Source organism: Rathayibacter sp. VKM Ac-2760 (genome assembly GCF_009834185.1).
In the GTDB taxonomy this organism is placed as follows: Bacteria; Actinomycetota; Actinomycetes; order Actinomycetales; family Microbacteriaceae; genus Rathayibacter.
The window spans coordinates 493938-509533 of record NZ_CP047173.1; the positions used below are offsets into that span (position 1 = coordinate 493938).

Sequence of the window (15596 nt, forward strand, 5' to 3'; positions counted from 1 at the left end):
TCCCGTCGCGGGATTGCCGCTCCGAGCGCGAATCGCTCTCGAAGCCCGCTGAATTTCCGAGAGGCACAACGTGTCAACCCTTCTCACGTCTCCACCCGCCCCTGACGAATCAGGTGCGGTCAGACGGCACCCCGCGCCCGTCCCTTGCGACGAGGGACGGGCATAGCCATGGAACGACAACTGACCCTTCGAGAGAAGGTGGCGCTCGGTATCGGCGCGGCCGGAGTCGTCGCCGGTCTCGGCGCTTGGTATCTCGACGCACCGAAGACGCTGCAGGAGTTCCAGCAAAACCAGCGAGAACAACAGATTCAGGATCTCAACGACAGCCGAGACAACGACCAGCAACGCATCGACGACGAGACCGAAGACCTGAAACAAGCCGAGGACGAGCGCAAGCGCATTCCCGGAGAGCACCGTCCTCGCCTGCCATTGCCCGGAAAGTGGTGAACAGCATGCTGCGCTGGTTCTCTCCCCCGCCCGCGATCGGCGACAGGATCGTCACTACGGCGCCAATACCGTCCGGATTCCTCTCACCTCCTCATACTGAAGGGACCAGCGGAGTGGTAATCGACACGGATGGACGTCATCTTGTCGTCGAGCTGGACACGGGATGGGGGCTCGCTTCCGCGACGCTACGTCCACACCAATGCCGCGTCGTCGCCCGAGACATGGGGCGGCCTTCCTTCGTGCGCCGGTCGCGATTCAAGCTAACCCTGCGTCTAATCGCGATTCTTATCGTCACCGCGCCTATAGCTCGTTACCTATTCTGGTATCTCGTCAATCACGGATCGTTAGATGGACTGGCCGCAGCAGCGGCGGTCGACCTGATGGACTCCGCGGGTGACACGCTCCTCTTTGCCTTCACGGATCCGATTGGACTATTGATCAGCGCAGCTATCGGTACGATTACATGGTGGGTAGCTTTCGGCCTGCCGCGCCGTAAATCCCGATAATGACAAAGGATGGCGTTGCCGCCCGCGGCTTCGCTTCCGCGGTAGCGGAAGAAATCCTCACACCAGAATCGGGCACGTTTGAGCCAGCCCGCGTCCTAATTTGCTCGTCCGAGCGAGCGAAGATGTTTCCGGCACCGATGCGGGACTGGCAGTTCGAAGTACACCCCAACCGGACGTCAGACGCTACGGCCGATACGCGTCCGAATAGGATCACTTTGCGGCTTGTCAGACACTTGCCCTCGTGGCTCTTAACCTACAACTGGACAAAGTTGGGGTCGGAGGCGACGTGTCGGGTCAGCGAGTCAGATATGTGCGGGTAAGCACGTTGGATCAGAGCACCATGCTCCAGTTCGACGGCGTGACGCTGGACCGGGTGTTCGAGGACAAGGCCTGCGGCAAAGACCTGAACCGTCCGCAGCTCGAAGAGAAGGTCGGATTCGTCCGCGACGGCGACACGGTGCTCGTGCATTCTATGGACCGGCTCGCGCGGAATCTCGAAGACCTCCGCTGGCTATAACCAGCTTCCTGCGGTCGTGGTCAGCTAACCCGGACCGGAGGGCGTCGAGAGCTTCCTGCTGATGCCGGCGGAGCTGCTTCTTCTGAGGCGGTGCGACCTCGTCTGGCTTGTCGAAGGAGTACGTCGACCAGTCGATGTCGGACTGGTCGAACTCGTCGACCGGAATCTGGTTCGACGGCACACCCTGCCCGACCATCGCGTCCAGCGCGTTTTTTGCCCAGCGAGGCCGTCGCGACCACGATCCGCGACGTAAGGGGTGCTTTCCGGACGCCGTGAAGAACGAGTCCAGTTCCCCGTTCTGGATCATGGAGGTGGGGGCGTAGAACTTGTACCGGATCGCACACCAGCACCCGCCGTGCCGCTCACGGGCAACAAGATCGATTCCAGTGTCGGGCTTGCCGTCGTGGCCAGGCCAGTCCTGCCACAGCCACATCTCGTCAAACCGGGCCGTCTACGTCGGATCCGTGGTCAAGAACACCCTTGTCAGCCGTTCGAACAGGCGACCCTTCGCGCGGGCGTCCGGCGCGATCTGCGCATACTCGGCAAGAAGATCATGGATCGACGTCATTGTTCGCACCCCTCATCACACCCAACACACTTAGAACCGCCAGGTCGGCACGAGCACCTCCGCGATCGTATCCGCCCGGCCAAGCCACCCCTGCCGTGGTCTGGAGACGTGGTCGCTGCACACCAGAGCCAGCCGAAGCAACGCCTAGGGGGTGGTCGGCCTGCAGGTGCGCGATACGAGGTTGCCGACTCCCAGCAGGGTGGTGACCGTGTACGACTGCGAGGTGCCCCGCCACGTGGTCCCGGCGAGCACCGTGGAGATCGTCACGGGCCAGGAGGAGCCGACGTCCAGCAGTGCGCTGGCGGGAACGAAGCTGATGGTGCGGGCATCTGCCGCTACCGGCGCCGTCGATGTGACGGCGGCGCCCGTGCCGTAGGTGGCCACGATTCCGGACTGAGTGAGGGAAGCGGCGGGGACGGTGTATTTGAGGGTCACAGTCGCCCCGCTCGTCGTGCACTCCGTGATCGTGGGCACCGGCAGGGCGCCGGTGGCGGCGCTGGCCGTCGCGAGCGCGGTGTCCGTGAAGGCGGCCGAGGTCCCCACCGGCGGGGGCGCGACGACGCCCGCGCCCGCGAGCAGCACGGCGGTGAGACCGAGGGCGCCCCCCGCCGCGTGCCGATGCCGACGGCGAGGGCCGGTGCCCGCCTCCGGAGCCGCACTGCGCGCAGCCCGCGTCGGAGCGAACGCCACCATCAGCAGCAGCCCGGCCAGCAGCCCGCCCAGGAACAGCGCGGGCGGACTCGCGAGCGCGCTCACCACGTAGCCCACGCGATTCACGCTCGTGAGCAGCAGGTCCACCCGGTCGACGACGTACGGCTCCGCGTCGTCCACCCCGTTCGCGTCGCCGCGGAGCACGAGCGACACCCGGTCGCCGCCGACCGGGGTGCTCGAGACCACCCGGTGGGTGATCCGCACGCCCGTCGGCAGCTCCACGCTCACCACGTCGCCGGGTCGCGCGTCGGCGGCGGGGATGTCGCGGGCGATCCCCAGCGCGCCCGTCTCGATCGCGGGCCCCATCGAGCCGCTCTGGAAGACGAGCGGGGTGATGCCGAAGAGCAGCGCCGCGAGCGCGGACAGCAGGCAGAGGGTGCCGAGCACCGCCCCGAGCGTGAGCAGGAGCTCGCGGAGCACTGTGCGCATCCGGCCGGGGCGCGCGGTCGCGCGAGCCGGCGCCTCCGCGGGCTCGGTCGCGTCGTCCGGCGGATCGGCCCGGTGAGGGGCGTCCGGCGACTCGGCGAGGTGGTGGGCGGTCGACACGGGCTCAGGTGGTGGTCGCGGTGAAGGTGAGGGTGATGTTCGTGCTCTGCGACTGGAGGCTGGACGCGGCGTTGGTGGGCAGGGTGAAGAGCACGCAGAGCGTCTCCGACGGGGTCACGGGCGGGGTGGTGGTGGCGCCGGCCAGCGGGCGGCCCGTGCCGATGATGGTCCCCACCAAGGGGGGCGCCGTCGCGCCAGTGCCGGTGATCGCGGTGCCGCTGCAGGAGGAGGTGGTGCCGCCGGCGGGGTTCGAGGGCGTGCCGCCGGTGTAGACGGCGGCGGTGAGCGCGGGGCCGAGCGTGCCGGTGCCGGCGCCCACGACGGTGTAGGTCACGGGGAGCGTGCCGGTGTTGCTCACCGCGATCGCCACCGCCTGCGTGCTGCCGGGGCGCAGGTTGGACCAGGCGGGGATGGTGATGGTGTCCATGGTGTTGAGCCTGAGGTCGACGTTGCCCGTGCTGAACGTGCTGGTGGCCGTCGCGTTGTCCGACCAGGCCGCGAGGGTCGCGACGCCGCCGCCGCCGAGCAGGATGCCGACGGAGAGCAGCGCGCGCACCTGGACGCTGCGCGAACGGAAGCGACTCGGGCGGCGTGCCGCGGCGTGGCGGGAGCGCGGCGAGGCCGAGGTGCTCGGCGGGAGTTCAGGACGGGACATCCGGGGACTGCCTTCGGGATCGGTCGTGCGGGTCGGAATTCGCGGCGGCGGACGGCGTGCGCCGGGAGCGCATCGCGAGCAGGAGGGCGAGGCCGGCGGCCATCGCGCCGGCGGCCGCGAGCAGCACCGGCGGCGAGAGGGCGAGGCCGGTGGACGGCAGGTGCAGCGGCCACGGACCGCGGTCGACGGCTTCGGAAGCGGCTCCGTCGAGGCGCTCGCTGAGGGTCACGTTCAGCCGCACCGGCGCGCTGATGCTCTGGTACTCGTTGCCCGCCGCCGGATCCATCGTGAACGTCAGCCGCACCGGCAGCACCCCGCCGGGAGGGACCGGGAGCGCGCCCAGGCTCACCGATCGCTGGTCGCCCCGCGAACCCGCCGGGCTCACCTCGAGCGACTCGGCGACCGGCAGGCTGCGCCCCTCCGCCGTGGCCGTCACGTCCAGCACCTGCCAGAGCGGAGTGCTCGGCGGGGTGTCGAGCACCACCGTCACCTCGGCGTCCTCGGCGCGGGTGTTGCGCACGTAGAGGAGGGCGGTCGAGGTGCCGCCGGGCACGATGCGCTCGTCCGTGCGGAGCAGCGGCTCGTCGATCCGCGGAGCGAACGCGTCGCCGTCGGTGCTGAGCTCGAGCCCCTCCTCCGACACCGGCAGTGCTGCGTGGGCGGCGAGGGCGACCGCCGGCGGAGCGACGGCGCCCAGCGCGACGGCGGCGACCGCGACCCGCAGCGTCCATGCTCTCCGGGAGCGGCCGGTCACGAGGCCCTCCTCGACTTCCGGCGCCGGTCGAGCACGGCGCCGCCGAACATCACGAGGGCGTACCCGCCGAGGAGGCTCACGGCGACGATCGTCGCGATGCCGCGCTGCGGTCCGGTGAGCGCGCTGTTGAGGTAGCCGAGCCACGGCAGGTGGTACCAGAGGGCGCCGCGCACCTGCACCTCGCGCACCGGCTCCTGGTCGGCCACATTGTTGGCGTCGCCCTGCGTGACGAAGGTGCGCTCGCCCCGCGCGTTCTCGGCCGTGGCGATCACGCGGTGCGTCACCACGGCGCTCTCGCCCGACACGAGCTGGTAGGTGATCACCGTGCCGACGCCGATCGAGTCGGCGGGCACGGGCCGCATCACCACGAGCTCGCCCGGCGGCAGCCCCGGCCGCATGGAGCCCGTGAGGACGGTGTAGGCGGTCGCCCCGGTCACGCGGGGCACCACCACCGTCGCCAGCAGCACGCCCACAGTCACGAACAGCGCCAGCCAGGAGAACACCCGGCCCGCCCAGACCAGGGCGCCGTCCTCCTTGAGACGGGGAGCCCTGGAGCTCACGGCGGCGTGCCGCCCCGCCGCGGCCTCGACGCTCGCGGGGGCGCTCACAGCTGCTCCGCCCGGAAGCGGAACACGATGCCGGTGCTGGTGCTCTGCAGGGTGGCCTGCGGGGCCGACGGCGACAGGGTCACGCGGATGCACCACACCTCGCTGCTCCCCTTCTGCAGATTCCGGTACGCCGAGGTCGCCGAGCCGAGCGGCGCGGTGGTCACGAGCGCGAGGCCGGCGGGAGTGCCGGTCGCCGGGCACGTGGCCGCCGACGACACGAGGGTCGCGGCGGTGGTGAACGCGGAGGCCGCGGCCGTCGGCGTCACGACGGTGCTGTCCAGCCGGTAGCGCAGGTCCTCGGTACCCGCGTTGCGGAGCGTGAGCGGTGCCTGGGCGACGCTGCCCGGCCCCGCGTTCCTCGCATCGAGGGCGGTGAAGACGTGGTCCTGCACCTGCGTGGCGGCCGATCCGGCCAGCAGATCGAGGCTGCCGGAGCGGAGCGTGCTGCCCGGAACGGTCTCCGAGTCGCTCCAGTAGGCGGCCGTGCCGATCCCCGCGAGAGCGAGGGTGAGCACGGCCGCCGTACCGAGAGCGACGGCGGAGAGCCGAGAGGGCATGGGACTCCTGGGCGGGGCGCGGCCTGACTACGGCGTGACGCCGTTGGGGGTCTGCGCGAGCAGCAGCTGGAACTCGGCGAGGTCGAGGGTCGCGTTCTGCCCGTCGAGGTTCTGCGTCCCGGGGTCGAAGGTGAAGGTGACGATCACGGGGAAGGTCTGGCTGTCGCCGTCCTCGAAGTCGAAGACGAGCGAGTCGCCGCCGTCGGTCTCGCCGGCGACGGTGAGCTCGGTGTCGACGTATGGGGCGAGAGTGCCCGCGGCGGCGGGCAGGTCCGCCGAGAACGTCGCCTCGAGGTTCTTGCCGATGCCGGTGACGGTCGCGTTGGTCGTGTACTGGATGATGTCGCCCGGCACGATGAGGTCGGTGGCGGGGTCGAAGGCCGTGCCCGTGGTGGTGCCCGGCGTCGCGTCGGCCCACGTTCCCGCGGCCACGTCGAGAGTCAGGTTGCCGGAATCGATCGCGCCGGCGTCGATCGGCGCCGAGTCGCTCCAGAACGCGAGCGTGCCCGCGCCACCGAGCAGCAGTACAGCGGCCGCACCGGCCGCGATGGCGCCCTTGGTCGTCTTCTTCATCGTGATGGTCCCATTCCCCACAGGAGTACCCGGGCGGCTTCGTAGCGGCCCCTTGCTCTTGGCGGAACGTAACCGGGGGGTGAGGAAACAGGCAAGGTCGCCTGCTGGGCTTTGGACGCTCTCGTCTGTCCCTTCTGCCAGGGCATTGGCACAGCTGGTTTACGGAAGGTCTGATGCGCTCCGCCGGGCCGGTAGGCCATTCGGCGGGGAACCCCTTCGTTTGACGGCCCGTCCCTGCGTCCCACAGGCGGGGGGCAATGGAGGCAGACGGAAATGAGAGATGGGCGGTCCGCGCAGGGGAAGAGATTGCGTGAAGTGGCTGCTTTCCGTCGCGAATCGAGTGACAGTGGCACTCGTACAGAGGGGAGCACCTGTCTCCGGACCCTGTGCCGGATCACTTGGCCAAGGCGCGTGTTGCTCTCGATCCCACAGCAACCGCTCTGCGACGCAGGACTCTTCACGCTCCTGATGCTCCGCATGCTCACGCTCCGGACGCGCGTGTGGGCCGACCCGAACCGGTCCGGCCCGCACGAAAAGGGAGAGCGCCCTCACCCCGCCCCCGGCCACGCGCGCCCAAATCTGGTCGGCGTGCTTGGCCTAAACAACGCTCCGGAGCGAGGAGGCTGGTCAAGGAGCCCGCCACGCCTTCGCTGCAACCGAGGCGGCAGCGAAGGCGCCGGCGGTGCCGGCGAATAGCGTCATCAGCCAGCCCGGACCAACGACGACTTCTTTCCCGGACCCCCGGATGAACGTGCACTCCAGGCCCAGTGGTAAGGGGGTGATCCGTCTCCGCACCTGCCATTTGTAATGGCTGCCGATGACGAGATTGTCGACGGCGAATACGGCCAACTCGCCCTGGAAGCGCCGCCGGGGCAGAACTACCTGTGGCACACCGCCCGGTACGGCGGCCGGGATCGGTTCGAGTGGCGTAGCCGCTACTGGAACTTTCTGCTGCGCCTGGATCCCACCAGGCCCCAGGCTCAATCAGGCTCCTGGGTCGAACCCTTTCATTGGAAAAATGTGGACTTGGGCAACGGGACCGAGCGTGCACGCCGACTGCGCGTCGGCGAGATGCTTCGGCTGATGTCGTTCCCCGACGACTTCGAACTCGTCGGCACTAGAGCGGACGCGCGGCGCCAACTCGGCAATGCCGTACCCATCGAACTCGGCAAGGCTGTCTCGGGCGCGCCTCTGGCTCAACTCGGGCATATTAAAAGCTTCACCCGACAGGTTCTTTTCGCCTGATCGAGCCACGGCCGGGTTCCCAGAGCCGCTGAAGCTTCTGAGGGGTGCCTCTGTTCCGAAGTGTCGAGGGGGAGCAGGCAAGCCCTAGGCCCAACCACCCCTGACTGGCAGGACTCCCCGCTTCGAGCAAGCTACGGCAGTGCTCACTCACTGGTCATGCATGACGGAGAACCAGCCGCTACGGCACAGGCACTGCGCCCAGACCGAAGTTGAGCTAGGTTACAGGCAGCAACGGACAATGCGCCGGATCAACCTGGCGAGCCGCTGAATACGAGCAATCTCAATGGTCCTGCACACGGTAGAGGAATAATTACTATGACAAATGAGGACTTTCTTAGCCAATCGGGGTCGACTACAACCACTTGGGACATTCCGACTCTTGTAAAGTACGCGATAACGGGGCGAGTTCGCGTGCCACAGTTTCAGCGGTCTTTCGTGTGGGATGCTCAGGATGTACGCAAGCTCTTCGATTCCATTTATCGCGGCTTTCCGATAGGTACTCTTCTGCTGTGGCAACAGGCACTACCGGCATCAGTCGCGCGCTTCGGACCGCTCAGCCTCGATGTGCCAGCTCATTCCGATGCTTACTGGGTCATCGATGGTCAGCAACGCCTTACGTCGCTAGTTGTCGCACTTGCATCAGAACCCGCGATCCAAGACGATCGCTTTGACGTCTACTTCGACCTATCCCGACGACGCTTTGTAGGACCGGTTCGGGGTGCGCGTCCTCCGCGATCGATTCCTGTACGCGAAACCCTCGAATCTCGACGACTCCTAACTTGGCTTCGTGCAAATGGAGAGGATTTTAGCGAGGAAGACCTCGAGATGGCTGACCGCCTCGGAGGAGCAATCCGAGATTATAGGGTCCCTGCCTATCTGGTTGCCGAAGCTGACGAGAAGGTTCTACGAGAAGTCTTTGATCGCGTCAATAGCAGCGGTAAGCCCATATCGCGAGCACAAGTCTTTCACGCTCTATTCACTCGAGAATCAGACGACTCTAGCCCACGAACGGTTGTCGAGAACCTTCAAGCCGCCGGCTTTGGCCGAATCGAAGAAAGCCGAGTAATTCAAAGCCTTCTTGCCATACGAGGCGGCGATGTTCAACGCGATCTGCACGACGAATTTAGTTCAAACGAAGATCCGACGGAATGGTACGACCACACAGAACAGTCTCTATTTCGCGTCATTGAATTTATCAAGTCATGTGGCATCCCGCACGCCCTCCTGCTTCCACTTACGCTACCCATTCCCATTCTCGCTGCGTTCTTCCACCTCCATCCTGAGCCGGACACCTGGACAAAAAAGCTTCTAGCCCGCTGGCTTTGGCGGGGACTAATATCAGGGTTTGGTCGAGAGAGTGGTCAAACGCCAGCATTGCGACGAGGGGTGCGAACGGTCAATCCCATTAAGGGAGATCAAAGCGCTGCTCCAGGCGAGTTTGGCGCGGTGAAACAACTGCTCGATATACTGCCGACGATGCAAGCATCCTCTCTACCAACTACTCCCTTCATCACGAAAACGTCGAGCGCGCGATTTATTCTTCTGTCACTCCTTACGCTTCGCCCCCTCACCCCAAATGCGGAGGCGCTCGATACGGCAGAATCGCTTGACCGATCGGGCTTTCAGAGTGTAGGTCAGCTTATCCCGGGAAGTCGATCTGACGCAGCAAATCGTGGTTTCTGGGCGCCAGAGTGGCCTCAACTTAATGGGCAGGAGGAGCCTATGATTCTGCATTCGCACGCTGTGTCAGATCTCGCGTCCTCATATCTCCGTGACAAGAATTATGATCAATTTCGTGTTGCACGAAGGGCAGAGATAGACCGTCTTTCAAAGACGTTTATGGAGAGAAAGATCGAGGACGGCGCTCTGACTCGCCCTCCCCTAGATGCGTTGATCGTGGGCGATGAAGATGAATAAGTCCATGTCTCACTCCCTCCTTATTCAACTTCAGTCGCCGTCGTCTATGTGGATCGATGTTGGTGTGCTAACTAACGAACAAGAATTTAGCCGGTTTCGATCACTTGAGTCCTACTGGGACGTCGCGTCGCGTCCTGTGCTTGGACAGCAATTTGAGGAGCACGAGCCGAACTGGCAACCGGGGGCTCGGGTAGCATTGCCAAGCTGGTTTTCGCACCTTCTGCCAGAGGGGCGTCTTCGCAATGCCGTCGCACAAGCGGCGGATGTAAATATCAGACGAGAGTTCAAGCTACTCGGACGCCTCGGCTTAGATGACTTGCCTGGTGGCATCCGAGCTGTGAAGCTGAACAGCACTGACCCTAACGATCACGCTGTCAATTTGGACGAGCATGACGATGCAAGCGCCGACGAGCCCCTTCTTAAGTTTAGCCTTGCTGGTGCTCAAATGAAGCTGTCGGTGAAAGCGACCGACCGTGGTCTCACGATTCCTGTCTCGGGGCAAGCTGGCGATTTCATCATGAAATTGCCGGATTCGCGGGCGGAATACGAAAATGTTCCGGAAGCCGAGTTCGCTGCCATGGAGCTAGCGAGAAGCGCTGGTATCAATACGGCGGAGACGAAACTGGCAGACGCTCGAACCGTGGAGAATATTGGCAAGCTTGGCGCTGTTCCCGAAGCGTCGTTACTCATTCGTCGGTTCGACCGAGGAACAGATGGCTCGAGAGTTCATTATGAAGAACTAGCTCAGGTCATGTGGATCTCAACCACTGCCGTCGATGCAAAATATCGCAAAGCAAATTTCGAAACGGTGGCAAATTACACAGCAGCGCTTTGTGGAGTTGAGGCGGTTTTAGAAGTCATCGATAGAATTGTCTTGAATGTCATAATTGGAAATGGAGATGCACATCTGAAGAACTGGGCATATATCTACCCTGATGGAACGACGTCAAGTCTGTCCCCGGCATACGACATAGTCCCAACGGTACTATTTATACCGGGAGATAACTTAGGTCTAAATCTCGATGGACAGAAGGACTTTCGGGCGGTTACGGCTCGGAGCTTTGAGAAACTTGGATCTGTCACCGGATTAGGTGCAGTTCAGGCGCGCGCTCGGGCCTTAGAGGCTGTTGAGCGGGTTCTATCGGGTTGGACCGCAATAAAAGACCTCTTGAAGAATGAACACTGGCAGAGGCTGAATGAGCGCCTACCCACTCTCTCGCTACTGAAGAGCTAATGGGGTGGAAGAGCGGCATGTGTAGAGGTTAATTTCGCCCGACTGTCGAGCGATTGCTTGCTATGGGTATTCGCGGATTCCGGGACATTTCGCGAGACATCGGTCACAAGTCAGCCGGGCGTTGTCTGGAACGGAGCGGCCAAGCAGTGCCTCGACTTTCTTCTGCGAGTAGCTGGTGCTCATGAATCTCGCGTCGGGAAAGTCTGGCCGCTTCACTACGCTGACTTCAAAGAAGCGAGCTTTAGTTATGACCCGTACCGCGGGTTGACCGTTATATAGGGTGCCCGGGATATGGGGGCACTTCCAAAGATCTTGTTCACAGACGGAACAGTGGCTTTCCTTAATCTCCAGGCCTACGCTCAGACCTAGGCGAATGTGTCCTAGATCGACGGGGCAATTCCGGACAAAGCCGTCATCATTTCTTTCGAGATCACACAGATGCGGGCGATTCAGCCGTACGTGTTCGCCGACGTCGTCTAAAGTCTCGTGCGCAAGCTCGAACGCCGGGTCGTCGTCGAGCCTGTCAATTGCGGCGCGCGCATCGCTGCGTAGAGATCGAAGATCATCGTCCGAAGCGGCTGTCGGATCGGTTCGGTGGTACCGAAGAAGCTGCTGTGCTTTGAGGAGGCGCTGCAATCCGTCATCATTCGTCATGGCGGCCATAGCCGAGGCTGCGCTCGAAAGCGCGGGCGGCATCAATCGCTTTTGCACTGTCTCCGTCAAATTGAAAATGCTGTGTCGTGCCGTCGCTGCCCTCAACTCGCCAAGAGATGTGGACTGAAGTCTTACGTGCCGGAATTGCGTCGAAAAAGAGCATTAGGACGTCAGCAAGCACGTTGCCGGCTCCACCCGCAAGCACCTGAATGCCAAAAGCGACAATCGGTAGCCACACATCAGCCGCATGATGGCTAATCTCCCGAACGTCCTCGGCTCTTTCCATTCGGACCGGATACCCAGCGGCGCGCAAGACTTTGAAGAACGGGAGAGTCGATGCTGGGTACACATCTTGACTACCGGCCGGCTGAGTAAGGGTTCCCGGGATACCTGGAACTACAACGATGGCGGTTGAGTCCCAACTCTGCTGCGCATCTGCCATGCACCTATTCTTACCCACTGGAACGTCGGGCGCACCTCCCGCGCCCGAGGCCCGCTACCCGTTGAACCGTGGGGGCAGGGGGTGTCGGCCTGAACGCCGCCGTCGGTAAGTCGCCGTAGTCGGTCAGTAATGAGGTATTCCTGCGACTCAGGGTCGGCGTGTCTCGTGAAGCATGAGCTTCACGAGACACTTCGTTGTGGGCGGGTTGCCCCCTTCCGACCATGCCCCCCACGGGCGCGAAGCCGTCTCGGGAACGCGTCTCGCGGCAGAACGTCTCGTCAGCCTTGAAGAGGGGCATTCCCGAGTCACCATGGCGTTGTGAGACTTCTGGGCGCCGCTCGCCTGGCGGTGCGAGTCAGCACGTGCAGCTGTAGATCGACCCGCTCGCGTTACGAGGTGATCAGATTTGAGATCTTGTTGCCGACGTCGCCGAGGTGAGCAAGGCCGCGAGCGAGCGGTATGAGTTGAAGGCGGTGCTCGAGTACGCCGAGGTCAACACGGTCGTGGTTCGCGCGTCGACAGGTTCGGCCGATCGCTGATCGACGTCCTCAACATGCCGACTCCTGCCCGACATCAAGTCCCCGCCGCCCCAGCCACCCCCTCGACTGCCGCAGCCCCTCCTCCAGCGTCGCGTCACGCTCCTCATCCACGCAGATCCACTCCTCATACCCGGCCCCCTCGAGCGCCTCCAGCACCCCGCCCAGATCGAGCACGCCTTCCCCGGCGATTAACCATTCCCCGTCCCGCCCGACCGGCACCGAGTAGTCCTTCAGATGCAGATGGTCTACGAATGCCCCGAACTCGTCGATGAATCCCGGCCGATCCTCGACCCCGAGCGCGCCAGTTGCGCCGTGTCGACGGTCAGGTCGAGCACCCCCTGCTCCATCCCGTCGAGGAGCTCGCGGACGTCCGCTAGTTCCATCACCGGCTGGTCGGTGTTCTGGTGCAGCGAGAACGCCCCGCCGGCATCTCGCGACCGACGAGCGATGTCGGTCAGCGTCGAAGCGAGCGAGCGCCGCTTCGCAGCATTCACTCCTTCATGCGGATGTCCGTGGCAGAACTCGGTCCGCTCGGCCCCCACCTCGGCGGCGAAAGGGATGGTCGCTGCGATCCGCTGCTGTCCCGCGTCATCTGGAGAATCGCCGGTGATGAGCGCCCAGAAGATCCACCGATCGTCACCCAGCGACGCCAGGGCCCGAGGGGGGCCGAGGAGTTGGCGTACTGCGCTTCCTCCGCCCGAAAGCTTGACCTGAGCGCAGCAATTACACGTCTGGAGCGGCTCGCCGAGGTCCATCGTCTCGCCGTCGCGGCTGAGTACGAGGACGGCGACGCAGTGAAGAACTCGGCGAAGACGGCTAAGCGGTCACCATGGGAGGTCACCACGTCTGTGAACGAGCGCCAGCACTCGACGCAGGGCGCATGACCGGTCATGCGGCCGCCCCGATCGCCCCCGCCCCCCGCACCCTCCCCGCCCCTCCTACCCCCGCCCCCACGCTGTGCCACACTCGCCCCTGACGTCGGCTTCCCCGCGCACTCCGTGCGTCGCCGATGGCCCGGCACCCGCCGCCGGCTTCTCCCCAGAACCCTCGGCGGCGGGTGCCGTCTCCTTCTCTCCGTCGGCGGTCCCGCCGGGGAGAAGCGTGAACCGGGCACCCGCGGATGGCGTTCGCGGGCTCCTGCCGGCCAGCGGCCAGGGCCGCGACGATCGCGCTGACGATGCCGGTGAGAGCTCCCAGGGCGATGCCGAGCGGAATGAGGCTCGGCGGCAGCACGGCCGTCCAGCCCTGCGCGCCGGCGGCGGCGAGGGTCGCCGCGGTGCCGACGACCGCGCCCGCGACTCCGCCGATCACGCCGATGAGGAGGCCCTCGCAGAGGAAGAGCCGCGCGACGCCGGTGCGGCTCGCGCCGATCGCCCGGCGGAGGGCGATCTCGGGCGCGCGGGCCTGGACCGACAGGGACATGGTGGCGGCGGCGCTGAGGGTCGCGAGGGCCAGCAGGACCGCCGCGAGGAGGGCGATCAGCGCCCCGAGGTCGCTCGAGACGCCGGACCGCAGAGCCCGCAGATCGGCGACGGTCTCGACGGTGAAGCGTCCCGGATCGCCGGGATCGAGCGCCAGCGGAAGCGCCTCGGCGAGAGGCGCCGAGTAGCCGGGTTCGGTGCCGACGAGCATCGTCACGGCGACGGAGGGGGAGCGCGCGAGGACGTCGCCGGAGACGACGATCGTGTCGGCGATGCCGGGGGAGCGGGCTCCCGCGGCGAGCGTCCCGACGACGGCGACGCGGTGGTCGTTGATCCACAGCGAGGAGCCGGGGCCGGGGGCCGCCGTGCTGAGGGAGCGCGCCGCGTCGGTTCCGAGCAGGGCGATCGCCGTCACCCGCGGTGTGGCGAGGAGGCCGCGGGTGTCGGGTCCTTCCGCTGTGGTGCCGATGAGGCGCAGGTAGGCGGGGTCGGCGCTGATCAGCTGCAGGGCGGTGCCGGGCTCGGGGTCGGTGACGCTCAGCCTCCGGATGCTCGCGGTCTCCGCGCCGGCCTGCGCGAGGTAGCCGACGTCGACGACGTGCGGGAGTGCGCGCGCCGAGGCGATCCACTCGTCCAGCTGGGCGGAGTCGTCCGCGAGGAGTTCCGCTCCGCCCGGCAGCGTGACCCTGACCTCGTCGAGCGCGGCCGCGGTGAGGCGCTGCGAGACCTGGGCGGCGGCGCTCTTGCTGACGCCGAGGGCGGCGAGCACGTCCTCCTGGGCGGCCGCGAGGGCCGCGCGCTCCGGGGGCCGGACGACCTGGCCGGCGAGGAAGGAGCCGCCCGCCGCGATCAGGAGGACGACTCCGACGCCGGCCACGCGCCAGGGTCGGCGGAGCCGGCGCAGGCGCTGCTCACCCATGGCGGGCGAGATAGTCGCGGAGCGCGGCGAGGCGCTCCTGGTTCCTCGTCTTCAGCTCGTTCAGCGCTGCCTGGTTCTCCGCGATCAGCGGCGCCTGGTAGGAGGCCTCCAGGTCGCCGAGCGTCTGGGTGAGGGCGGTCTCGTTGTTGCACCGGGCCTCGATCGAGGCGACCCGGATCTCCTCCTCCTTGTCGATGGACCGCCCGTCGGCCCCGACGGCCGCGGTGACGGCGACACCCTGCTGCGAGGACCACTCGCCCGACCCGGTGCGCGGTTCGAGCCCGGCGTCGCGGAGGCACTGCCACCACGCCTCGCGGGCGGCCTGCCAGGCGGGGTCGGCGGAGGCGGCGTTGTAGGCCTCGGTCTGCAGCCGCGGCACCAGAGACGTCGTCAGCTCGTCGTTGTCCGGCTTCAGCGCGGCGACCTCTCTGTCCGGTCGCATCAGGCAGTCGTCAGAGGCACTCTGCCACGGCTGACCGCCTTTCCGGCGATCGGATTCGAATGCAGTCTCGACGGCCGACGGCGCCGAGCCATAACCGTGGAGACGCGCCTGATCCTCGTTCCAGATGCCGTAGGTGCGGTCCCCTATGCGCGATTCCGGATCGTTCTGCATGCGGGCGGCGGAAGAGGTGAAGCCGGACTTTTCCATGCAGTGCGAGAAAGCGATGTCGGTGGCGCGATCCGTGAGATCCACCGTGTCGTCCGAGCCGTAGAAGTCGTACTCCGACAGCGGAAGGACGATGTCGCCGGTGCTGCGGTCGAGGAGCGCGTGCGCCGAGGGGT

The 15596-nt window shown here is 65.6% G+C and carries 14 protein-coding genes and 1 pseudogene; 5 read left to right on the plus strand and 10 right to left on the minus strand.

Going from position 1 to position 15596, the window contains the following annotated elements; genetic code table 11:
• Window positions 1-168: 168 nt before the first annotated feature.
• Window positions 169-447 carry a hypothetical protein gene (locus GSU72_RS02155; protein ID WP_159983335.1) on the plus strand — a complete coding sequence of 93 codons (279 nt, stop codon included), beginning with the start codon at window positions 169-171 and terminating at the stop codon, window positions 445-447.
• Window positions 448-1239: 792 nt separating this feature from the next.
• Window positions 1240-1461 (plus strand): annotated as a pseudogene (locus tag GSU72_RS02160) (recombinase family protein); the annotation flags it as partial.
• A gap of 721 nt (window positions 1462-2182) precedes the next feature.
• On the opposite strand, the gene GSU72_RS02170 reads toward GSU72_RS02160, so the two are convergent.
• From GSU72_RS02170 to GSU72_RS02195, 6 genes are read right to left on the minus strand one after another with little or no spacing between them, the layout of a single operon-like run.
• A complete protein-coding gene (locus GSU72_RS02170) occupies window positions 2183-3295 on the minus strand; it encodes a hypothetical protein (protein WP_159983339.1) in 1113 nt (370 codons plus the stop codon).
• A 4-nt stretch (window positions 3296-3299) separates the two neighbouring features.
• A complete protein-coding gene (locus GSU72_RS02175) occupies window positions 3300-3950 on the minus strand; it encodes a TasA family protein (protein WP_159983341.1) in 651 nt (216 codons plus the stop codon).
• The gene (locus GSU72_RS02180; RefSeq protein ID WP_159983343.1) at window positions 3937-4704 is read right to left on the minus strand and encodes a hypothetical protein; all 768 of its coding nucleotides are present in this window, start codon (window positions 4702-4704) and stop codon (window positions 3937-3939) included. The genes GSU72_RS02175 and GSU72_RS02180 overlap by 14 nt, the downstream gene beginning before the upstream one ends.
• Window positions 4701-5312 (minus strand): signal peptidase I, encoded by a 612-nt coding sequence (locus GSU72_RS02185; RefSeq protein WP_159983345.1) that lies wholly within the window; start codon window positions 5310-5312, stop codon window positions 4701-4703. Before GSU72_RS02185 ends, GSU72_RS02180 begins: the two co-directional genes overlap by 4 nt.
• Window positions 5309-5869, minus strand: coding sequence for a SipW-dependent-type signal peptide-containing protein (locus GSU72_RS02190; protein WP_159983347.1), 561 nt, complete (start codon window positions 5867-5869; stop codon window positions 5309-5311). The genes GSU72_RS02185 and GSU72_RS02190 overlap by 4 nt, the downstream gene beginning before the upstream one ends.
• A gap of 27 nt (window positions 5870-5896) precedes the next feature.
• Entirely contained in the window at window positions 5897-6442 is a 546-nt protein-coding gene (locus tag GSU72_RS02195; RefSeq protein WP_159983349.1) for an alternate-type signal peptide domain-containing protein, read from the minus strand.
• Window positions 6443-7249: 807 nt separating this feature from the next.
• On the opposite strand from GSU72_RS02195, the gene GSU72_RS02200 reads away from it, so the two are divergent.
• The 3 genes from GSU72_RS02200 (at window position 7250) to GSU72_RS02210 (ending at window position 10838) form a co-directional block, all read left to right on the plus strand.
• Window positions 7250-7687: a DNA cytosine methyltransferase gene (locus GSU72_RS02200; RefSeq protein WP_159983351.1), complete on the plus strand. Its 438-nt coding sequence runs from the start codon at window positions 7250-7252 to the stop codon at window positions 7685-7687.
• 315 nt (window positions 7688-8002) lie between these two features.
• Window positions 8003-9604 carry a DUF262 domain-containing protein gene (locus GSU72_RS02205; RefSeq protein WP_159983353.1) on the plus strand — a complete coding sequence of 534 codons (1602 nt, stop codon included), beginning with the start codon at window positions 8003-8005 and terminating at the stop codon, window positions 9602-9604.
• Window positions 9605-9608: 4 nt separating this feature from the next.
• Window positions 9609-10838, plus strand: coding sequence for a type II toxin-antitoxin system HipA family toxin (locus GSU72_RS02210; protein WP_159983355.1), 1230 nt, complete (start codon window positions 9609-9611; stop codon window positions 10836-10838).
• Between the two features lie 643 nt (window positions 10839-11481).
• Here the strand turns inward: GSU72_RS02210 and GSU72_RS02215 are convergent.
• The 4 genes from GSU72_RS02215 to GSU72_RS02230 all read right to left on the minus strand — a co-directional run bounded on the left by GSU72_RS02215 (window position 11482) and on the right by GSU72_RS02230 (window position 15507).
• On the minus strand, window positions 11482-11934 hold the full coding sequence (locus tag GSU72_RS02215) for a hypothetical protein (protein ID WP_159983357.1): 453 nt from the start codon (window positions 11932-11934) through the stop codon (window positions 11482-11484).
• Between the two features lie 784 nt (window positions 11935-12718).
• Complete coding sequence (locus GSU72_RS02220; protein ID WP_159983359.1) at window positions 12719-13228, minus strand: hypothetical protein; 510 nt, start codon at window positions 13226-13228, stop codon at window positions 12719-12721.
• Window positions 13229-13361: 133 nt separating this feature from the next.
• Window positions 13362-14813, minus strand: a complete 1452-nt coding sequence (locus GSU72_RS02225; protein ID WP_159983361.1) for an ABC transporter permease — start codon at window positions 14811-14813, stop codon at window positions 13362-13364.
• Entirely contained in the window at window positions 14806-15507 is a 702-nt protein-coding gene (locus tag GSU72_RS02230; RefSeq protein WP_159983363.1) for a hypothetical protein, read from the minus strand. Before GSU72_RS02230 ends, GSU72_RS02225 begins: the two co-directional genes overlap by 8 nt.
• Window positions 15508-15596 lie beyond the last annotated feature (89 nt).

Coding starts and splice junctions, on each gene's coding strand:
- GSU72_RS02210 (WP_159983355.1), top strand. CDS start 9,609: ATGTCTCACTCCCTCCTTATTCAACTTCAGTCGCCGTCGTCTATGTGG.
- GSU72_RS02190 (WP_159983347.1), bottom strand. CDS start 5,869: ATGCCCTCTCGGCTCTCCGCCGTCGCTCTCGGTACGGCGGCCGTGCTC.
- GSU72_RS02205 (WP_159983353.1), top strand. CDS start 8,003: ATGACAAATGAGGACTTTCTTAGCCAATCGGGGTCGACTACAACCACT.
- GSU72_RS02215 (WP_159983357.1), bottom strand. CDS start 11,934: ATGGCAGATGCGCAGCAGAGTTGGGACTCAACCGCCATCGTTGTAGTT.
- GSU72_RS02175 (WP_159983341.1), bottom strand. CDS start 3,950: ATGTCCCGTCCTGAACTCCCGCCGAGCACCTCGGCCTCGCCGCGCTCC.
- GSU72_RS02220 (WP_159983359.1), bottom strand. CDS start 13,228: ATGGACCTCGGCGAGCCGCTCCAGACGTGTAATTGCTGCGCTCAGGTC.
- GSU72_RS02200 (WP_159983351.1), top strand. CDS start 7,250: ATGGCTGCCGATGACGAGATTGTCGACGGCGAATACGGCCAACTCGCC.
- GSU72_RS02225 (WP_159983361.1), bottom strand. CDS start 14,813: ATGGGTGAGCAGCGCCTGCGCCGGCTCCGCCGACCCTGGCGCGTGGCC.
- GSU72_RS02195 (WP_159983349.1), bottom strand. CDS start 6,442: ATGAAGAAGACGACCAAGGGCGCCATCGCGGCCGGTGCGGCCGCTGTA.
- GSU72_RS02155 (WP_159983335.1), top strand. CDS start 169: ATGGAACGACAACTGACCCTTCGAGAGAAGGTGGCGCTCGGTATCGGC.